A 7550-nucleotide genomic window follows, 5' to 3' on the forward strand; every position below is an offset into this window, starting at 1 on the left:
GGCCGCGGTTCCGGCCGCCGCGCAGACCGCGCGCGACCTGCCGCCGCCGCCGGTGGCGCGCGTCATCCCGCGGCCGGACACCCTGCACGGCGACGTGCGGGTAGACAACTACTACTGGCTGCGCGACCGCACCAACCCCGAAGTCATTTCGTACCTGGAGGCGGAGAACCGCTACGCCGACACGGCCATGGCGGGCACCCGCGCGCTGCAGGAGCGGCTGTACCAGGAGATCCTGGGCCGCATCAAGCAGACGGACCTGTCGGTGCCGGACCGCATCGGACCGTACTACTACTATTCGCGCACGGAGGAGGGGAAGCAGTACCCCATCTACGTCCGCCGCCGCGGCAGCATGACGGCGCCGGAAGAAGTGCTCTTTGACCAGAACCGCATGGCCGAGGGGCACCGCTACTACTCGCTCGGCGCGTTTTCGGTGAGCCCGGACCACCGCATGCTCGCGTTTGCCGTGGACACGGCCGGGTCCGAGCACTTCACCCTGATGGTCAAGGATCTCACCACCGGGCAGGTGCTGCCGGACCGCATCGAGGACGTGCACTTCGGCGCGGTGTGGGCGGGGGACAACCGCACCCTGTTCTACACCCGAACCGACGCGTCGCAGCGCCCGGACCGCATCTTTCGACACACGGTGGGCACGCCCACCTCGGCGGACGTCAAGGTGTTCGAGGACGCCGACCCGCTGTTTCGCGTAGGCGTGGAGCGCACCAAGGACAACCGCTTCATCGTGGTGGGGAGCGAAAGCTACACCACGTCCGAGGCCATGGTGGCGCCCGCCGCGGGGCCGTTCGAGTTCCGCATGGTGTCGCCGCGGCAGGACGGGCTCATCTACTCGGTGGAGCACCAGGGCGACCACTTCGTCATTCGCACCAACGAGGGCGAGGCCAACAACTTCAAGCTGGTGCAGGCGCCGGACGCGGATCCGTCGCGCCGCGCGTGGCGGGACCTGGTGCCCGCGCGCGACTCGGTGCTCATCGACGGCTTCGACGTGTTCCGCAACTTTCTGGTGCTGTACGAGCGCGGCAACGCCCTGCGGCAGATCCGCGTGCGCGACGTGCGCACCGGCCGCGAGCACGCCATCGCCTTCCAGGAGCCGGTGTTCACCGCGTCGCCGGGGAGCAACCCGGAGTACAACACCGACACCCTGCGCTTCGGCTACACCTCGCTGGTGACCCCGTCGTCCGTGTACGACTACGACATGGGGAGCCGCCAGCGCGTGCTGCGCAAGCAGACCGAGGTGCTGGGCGGGTACGATCCGTCGCAGTACGCCAGCGAGCGCACCTGGGCGCGTGCGCAGGACGGGACCCTGGTTCCCGTGAGCCTGGTGTACCGCAAGCCGCTGGTGCGCGACGGGCGGCGGCCCATGCTGCTGTACGCGTACGGCTCATACGGCATCAGCACCGACCCGGGGTTCAGCATCGCCAACCTGAGCCTGCTGGACCGGGGCGTGGTGTACGCCATCGCGCACATCCGCGGCGGTCAGGAGATGGGGCGCGCCTGGTACGACCAGGGCAAGATGATGAACAAGCGCAACACCTTTACCGACTTCATCGCGGCGGCGGAGCACCTGACGCGCGAGCGCTACACCTCGCGGGAGCGTCTGGCCATCCGCGGCGGCAGCGCGGGCGGGCTGCTGATGGGCGCGGTGGTGAACATGCGCCCGGACCTGTTCAAGGCGGTGGTGGCCGACGTGCCGTTCGTGGATGTCATCAACACCATGCGTGACGCCAGCATTCCGCTCACCACGGCGGAGTGGGTGCAGTGGGGAAACCCCATCGCGAGCGAGCAGGAGTACCGCTACATGCTCTCGTACTCGCCGTACGACAACGTGGCGGCGCAGTCGTATCCCACGATGCTGGTGACCACGGGGCTGAACGACCCGCGGGTGGCGTACTGGGAGCCGGCCAAGTGGGTGGCCCGCCTGCGCGCCACGCGCACCGACGACAACCTGCTCCTGCTGCGCACCAACATGGGCGCGGGACACGGGGGCTCGTCGGGGCGCTACGACGCGCTGCGCGAGACGGCGTTCCGGTACGCGTTCATCCTGCACCAGCTCGGGATTGATCGCTAAAAGAAGTGCCCAGTGCCCAGTGCCCAGTGCCAAGTGCCCAGCGCCCAGCGGGGAGGCCGTCTTGCGCCGCCGATCCTGAAACCCGGGTCTTGATCCTGGGCACTGAGCACTGGGCACTTCTGTTCCCGCACTCACGCACTGCGGTTCCGGGCGTGCCCCTCCGCTGCGCTCCGGGTCGGGCTTCGCGCGCCGTAGGCAACGATACAGCTGTTGCCAACGGCGCCGAGCCCCCTCCGTTCCGGGGCAACGATACCGCTGTTGCCCCTGCACTCCGGGCTCTCGGCCCTGCGGGCGCGAATCCCTCACGCAACTCACCCCGCGCCTCCCGGTCCGGCGCGGATGGCACACGCGGGCCCGGCGGCATGCCGGGCCCGCGTCGCTTTCTTCGTTGCGGACCGGCGGGCTAAAAGGCCGGCGTGCAGGGGCAGCAGGTGAGCCGCGTCCCCGGCGTGTAGCACAGGGTGCCGCTCAGCTCCTCCTGCGCGTTCACCGTTCCGCGCTCGTTCTGCTCAATCTCCATCTCGAACGAGTCCACCGTCAGCTCGTCCATCCTCAGCGTCAGCTTGGTCAAGGTCGCCTCCCGGATTCGCCGCGGCCCGCCGCGCGCATTCGGCGCGGCGTCCGCGGCCGTGTATTGCAATCATAGTCCGTCTGGAAACGACAGGCAAGCGGGGCGGAGGGGTGGATGTCGCTGTCCGGCGCGGGAGCAGAAGAACTGCGGGTCCGTGCACTTCAGACGGTGTGGCGCATGCTGCGGGCCCCCTCACCCCCCAGCCTCCGTCTCGCGCACGCGGGTCGCACGCAGGCGAGGGGGAGCCATTCGGCGCGGGAGCAGGTCCGGCGCGCGTCGCCGGGCTTCTGAGGCCCCACCCCCGGCCCCTCCCCGTGCAAACAGACGCACGGAGAGGGGAGAATTCTCACCGGATTCCGCCACCGCGTGCAGGTGAAGTCCCCCATCTGTTCGGGGGACTTTCCGCCGTTGTTGCGGCGACTTCAGTCGCTCAGCCCCTTGGAGCCCTCCGCCCCGGCAACCCTCCCCCAGTCCTTTCTGGGGGAGGGTGGGCCGGTGGTGCCGGCCCGGGTGAGGGCCGCCCTGGATTCCGCCACTCCCACCGGCACGCGCCGCCGCGGGAGCTGAAGTCCCCCAATCTGTTGGGGGACCTGCCGTCGTTGTTGCGGCGGATTCATCCACTCAGCGCGCAGCGGCCGCGCACACACCGGCTTCCACCGGCCGCTCTCCCCCCGCCGCGCCATCCCCTCCATCCCCTGTCCACACCAGCACTTGCACGATCAACTGCGGCGGTAGCAGATTGCCCGCGCACCATCACAGCCGGTCTGCCCCCGCCACGGCCCGCATCCCGCATGGCCCGGCATGGCGCGTGCATGTGCGCACGGCGGTTTCCCGGGGGGCGCGGGTTGCGGTGGTGCCGGGGGCGGCCTAGCTTTGCCGCCCTCGTAAAGCCAACGAATTACAGGGCAAAACCACACGCCATCGGCGCCCGCAGGGCCGCAACGGCCCCGGCGAGAACGTACGGAAAGAGCACATGGCCTTCAGCTGGTTCCGGTCGGGGAGCTTCATCCCGGTCAACGACATCGCCGTCGACCTGGGGACGGCGAACACGCTGGTGTACGTCAAGGGCGAGGGCATCGTCCTGAACGAGCCGTCGGTGGTGGCGATGGAAAAGGCCACGAACCAGATCAAGGGCATCGGGCTGGAGGCCAAGCGCATGCTGGGCCGCACCCCCGAAGGCATCACCGCGGTGCGGCCGCTCAAGGACGGCGTCATTGCCGACGTGGACGTAACGGAGATCATGCTCCGCTACTTCCTGCAGACGGTGACCAGCAAGCGGTTCCTGAAGCTCAAGCCCACCGTGGTGGTGGGCGTGCCCTCGGGCATCACCGAACTGGAGCGGCGCGCCGTGCGGCAGAGCGCCGCCGCCGCGGGCGCCAAGGAAGTGTACATGGTGGCCGAGCCCATGGCCGCGGCCATCGGCGTGGGGCTGCCGGTGGAAACGCCCACCGGCAACATGGTCATCGACATCGGCGGCGGCACCACCGAAATCGCGGTGATCGCGTTGTCCGGCATCGTGTGCGACACCAGCATCCGCGTGGGGGGCGACGAGATCGACAACGCCATCGTCACCTTCATGCGCAAGAACTACAACCTCATGATCGGCGAGGCCACGGCCGAGGCGGTCAAGATCCAGATCGGGTCGGCGTACAGCACGGGCGACGAGCGCGAAATGGACGTCAAGGGGCGCGACCTGGTGTCGGGCATTCCCAAGACGGTGCGCGTGCACTCGCAGGAAATCCGCGAGTGCATCCAGGAGCCCATCCAGGCCATCGTCGAGGCGGTGCGCCGGGCGCTGGAAATCACGCCGCCGGAGCTGGCCAGCGACATCGTGGACCGGGGCATCGTCATGACGGGGGGCGGAGCACTCATCCGCGGCCTCGACAGCCTGATCGCCCGTGAAACCAACCTTCCCATTCACGTGGACGAGGATCCCCTCACCTGCGTGGTGCGCGGGGCCGGGCGCATCCTGGACGACGTGATCAAGTACAAAGGAGTGTTGACGTCCTGAGCGCGTTCAGACCGTACCTGCGCGGCGCCGGAGAGCGCGGCCGCAAAAGAGACCTGGCCATCGCCGGGACGTTCGCCGCCCTGGCGGGAATGGCGTACCTGATGCCCAGCCCGTTCCAGGACGGCGTGGGGCACGCTCTCCGCAGCACCGTGCTGTACCCGTTCGTGGCGCTGCAGCGCGGCACCGCCGACCGCGAAGGCCGCTTTGCGGACGTGGGCCGGCTTCGCTCCGAGCGCGACAGCCTGGCCTCGTTCCTGGTGGGGCAGGCCACGCTGGCGGCGGAAAACCGCCAGCTGCGGCAGCTGCTGGGCTTTCGCGAGCGGCTCACCTACTCGTTCGTCCCCGCCGAGGGGCGCTGGGTGGCGGGGCAGGGCTCGCAAGGGCTGCTGCGCCTGTCCGTGGGCCGGCGCGACGGGCTGCGCGACGGGGCCGCCGTCATCACCGCCGACGGGCTGGCGGGGCAGGTGGGGCAGTTGGGGAGCACCACCGCCATGATGAAGGCGTGGACGCACCCCGACTTCGCCGTCTCGGTGATGACGCAGGACGGCGAAACGTACGGCGTGGCGCACCCCATCAGGCGCGACGGAATCGACATGCTGGCCTTCAGCCCGGTGGCGTTCCACACGGCGCCCGACACCGGCGCGCTGATCGTGACCTCGGGCGAGGGCGGCACCTATCCGCAGGGGATCCCCGTAGGCCGCGTGGCCGGCGAGGGCAAGGACCCGGGCGGATGGCAGCGCATCTACTACGTGCGGCCCCTGGTGACGCCGGGGCAGGTGGGCCACGTTCTGGTGCTGGGGGACCCCGTGCAGGGGCGCAGCGACCAGAACCTGGCGGCCGCGTGGGGCGTGCGCCTCACCGCGCCGCCGCCCGCCGACTCGGTGCGGGCCATGAGCCCCGACGCCGCCGCGCCCGCCCGTCCGGCGGCGCGCCCGGCCGCACCCCGTCCGGCCGCGCCGCGGCCCCAGCCCCGGCGCGTGGACCCCACGCCGGAACTGCCGGGCCGCCCCGTGTTCCCGGGTGAGCCGCGGGTACCCCCCGGCGTGCAGCCCCCCACACAGAATCCGGGAGAGTAGGCGACGTGACGGAGGGAACGCGTTGGCAATTCGTGGCGTTCATCGCGGTGCTCGTGGTGCTGTACTTTCTGCTCCGGATCGGCATGGGGCTGGGAGAATTTGCGCCGGACCTGCTGGTGGTTGCGCTTCTGCTGGCCGCCCGGCGCATGCGCGCGGGGTGGGCCGCGGGGCTGGGAGTTCTGCTGGGCCTGCTGGACGGCTCGGTGAACATGCACACCTTTGGCGCCGGTGCCCTGGCGCTGGCCGTCCTGGGCTACCTGGGCGCCCGCTCGCGCGAGTGGGTGGCGGGGGACAGCCCGGTGGTGCTGGTGGTGTACCTGATCGCCGGCAAGTGGCTGTATGACGTGCTGATGTACCTGCTCCTGCTCCGCGCCGACGTGGCGGGGCCGGTGAGCGGGCTGGCGTTTTCGCTGATCGCCGCGATCTACGCGGGGGCCGTGGGCCTTGCCGCCGCGGCGGCGTACCGCGCGGTGGCATGAAGGGGAATGCAATGGGCGGGTGGGTGATGGACGGCGGGGCCCGGGCGCTCCCGGCTGAGGGGGCGCGATGAAGCGCTACGCGCAGGTGCGCCTGGGCGACCCGGTGCTGTTCTGGCTGGTCGTGGGGCTGGCCGTGTTCGGCATCTGCATGATCTTCAGCGCAGGCGCCGTGGACGTCCCCGGCACCCGCGCCGAGGGAACGTGGCGCCAGCAGCTCATCTTCTTCACCCTGGCCATTCTGCTCGTGCCCATGCTGCTGCGGGTGCGCTTCGGATGGCTGGAGTGGGGCGCGCAGCCGGCGTACGCGCTGGGGCTGGTGCTGCTGATGGCGGCGCTGGTGTTCGGCAGCGGCGGCACCACGGGGGCCAGCACCAAGAGCTGGATCCGCATCGGGCCGGTGGGCCTGCAGCCTTCGGAGATGGCCAAGATCGCCACCTGCCTCATGCTGGCGCGGGTGCTGGGCGAGTGGCGCGAGCCCCCCAAGACGCTGTGGGCGCTGTGGAAGCCCATCGGCGTGGTGGCGCTCCCCATGGGGCTGGTGATGCTGCAGCCGGACCTGGGCTCGGCGCTGGCGTTTGCCAGCATCCTGGTGTGGTGCCTGTACTGGGCCGGCACCCCGGTGCTCACCATCTTTTTCCTGATCAGCCCGCTGCTGAGCCTCTTCCTGAGCATCAGCGTGTGGGTGTGGGGCGTGTACATCGTCCTGCTGATGGCCATGCTGTTCTGGCGCAACGCCTTCATCAGCGAAAAGATCTCCATCTTCGTGGCCAACGCGGTGGCCGGCGCCGTGGCGCTCCCCATGTGGAACATGCTGAAGCCGTACCAGAAGGCGCGCTTCATGGTGTTCCTGGACCCGGCCAGCGACCCGCGGGGGACGGGGTACAACCTGATCCAGAGCCGGGTGGCCATCGGCAGCGGCGGATGGTTCGGCAAGGGGTTCCTGGAGGGTCCGCAGAAGCGGCTGGCCTTCCTTCCCGAGCAGCACACCGACTTCATCTTCGCCGTCATCGGCGAGGAACTGGGCTTCATCGGCGTGCTGGCGGTGCTGCTCACCTTCGGGCTCATCTTCTGGCGCCTGATCCGCGTGGCCGAGCGCTCGCGCGACCCCTTCGGCTCGCTCGTGCCCATCGGCATTCTGGGAAGCTGGTTCACCCACGTGCTCATCAACGTGGGGATGACGGTGGGCGTCATGCCCGTGACCGGCATTCCGCTCCCCTTCATCAGCTACGGCGGCTCGTTCCTGCTCGTGAACCTGCTGGCCATGGCCGTCATCCAGCGAATCGCGGCCGAGAAGGCGCGCTGACCCCGGTCAGCCGCCTCTCGGCCCGCC

6 protein-coding genes are annotated in these 7550 nt (G+C 69.9%); 5 read left to right on the forward strand and 1 reads right to left on the reverse strand.

The genetic code is table 11. The features are described 5' to 3' along the window. The first annotated feature begins 52 nt into the window (after positions 1-52). A complete protein-coding gene (locus VF665_RS01095; RefSeq protein WP_349263085.1) occupies positions 53-2083 on the forward strand; it encodes a S9 family peptidase in 2031 nt (676 codons plus the stop codon). A gap of 403 nt (positions 2084-2486) precedes the next feature. On the opposite strand, the gene VF665_RS01100 is transcribed toward VF665_RS01095, so the two are convergent. Beyond that, complete coding sequence (locus VF665_RS01100; protein ID WP_331051552.1) at positions 2487-2654, reverse strand: hypothetical protein; 168 nt, start codon at positions 2652-2654, stop codon at positions 2487-2489. A 973-nt stretch (positions 2655-3627) separates the two neighbouring features. Between VF665_RS01100 and VF665_RS01105 the strand changes: the two genes are divergently transcribed. From VF665_RS01105 to rodA, 4 genes are all read left to right on the forward strand, one after another. After that, positions 3628-4665 (forward strand): rod shape-determining protein, encoded by a 1038-nt coding sequence (locus VF665_RS01105; RefSeq protein ID WP_170036217.1) that lies wholly within the window; start codon positions 3628-3630, stop codon positions 4663-4665. 89 nt (positions 4666-4754) lie between these two features. After that, positions 4755-5741 carry a rod shape-determining protein MreC gene (gene mreC, locus VF665_RS01110; RefSeq protein WP_331051553.1) on the forward strand — a complete coding sequence of 329 codons (987 nt, stop codon included), beginning with the start codon at positions 4755-4757 and terminating at the stop codon, positions 5739-5741. A gap of 5 nt (positions 5742-5746) precedes the next feature. Next, the gene (locus tag VF665_RS01115; protein ID WP_331051554.1) at positions 5747-6220 is read left to right on the forward strand and encodes a hypothetical protein; all 474 of its coding nucleotides are present in this window, start codon (positions 5747-5749) and stop codon (positions 6218-6220) included. A 67-nt stretch (positions 6221-6287) separates the two neighbouring features. Continuing rightward, a complete protein-coding gene (gene rodA, locus VF665_RS01120; RefSeq protein WP_331051555.1) occupies positions 6288-7523 on the forward strand; it encodes a rod shape-determining protein RodA in 1236 nt (411 codons plus the stop codon). Positions 7524-7550: the final 27 nt, after the last annotated feature.

Origin of the sequence: Longimicrobium sp. (assembly GCF_036387355.1) — a bacterium.
Classification (GTDB): domain Bacteria; phylum Gemmatimonadota; class Gemmatimonadetes; order Longimicrobiales; family Longimicrobiaceae; genus Longimicrobium.

What these genes read in the sequence shown, in the direction of transcription:
- VF665_RS01105 (WP_170036217.1), top strand. Translation starts at nt 3,628, where the DNA reads ATGGCCTTCAGCTGGTTCCGGTCGGGGAGCTTCATCCCGGTCAACGAC.
- mreC (WP_331051553.1), top strand. Translation starts at nt 4,755, where the DNA reads ATGGCGTACCTGATGCCCAGCCCGTTCCAGGACGGCGTGGGGCACGCT.
- rodA (WP_331051555.1), top strand. Translation starts at nt 6,288, where the DNA reads ATGAAGCGCTACGCGCAGGTGCGCCTGGGCGACCCGGTGCTGTTCTGG.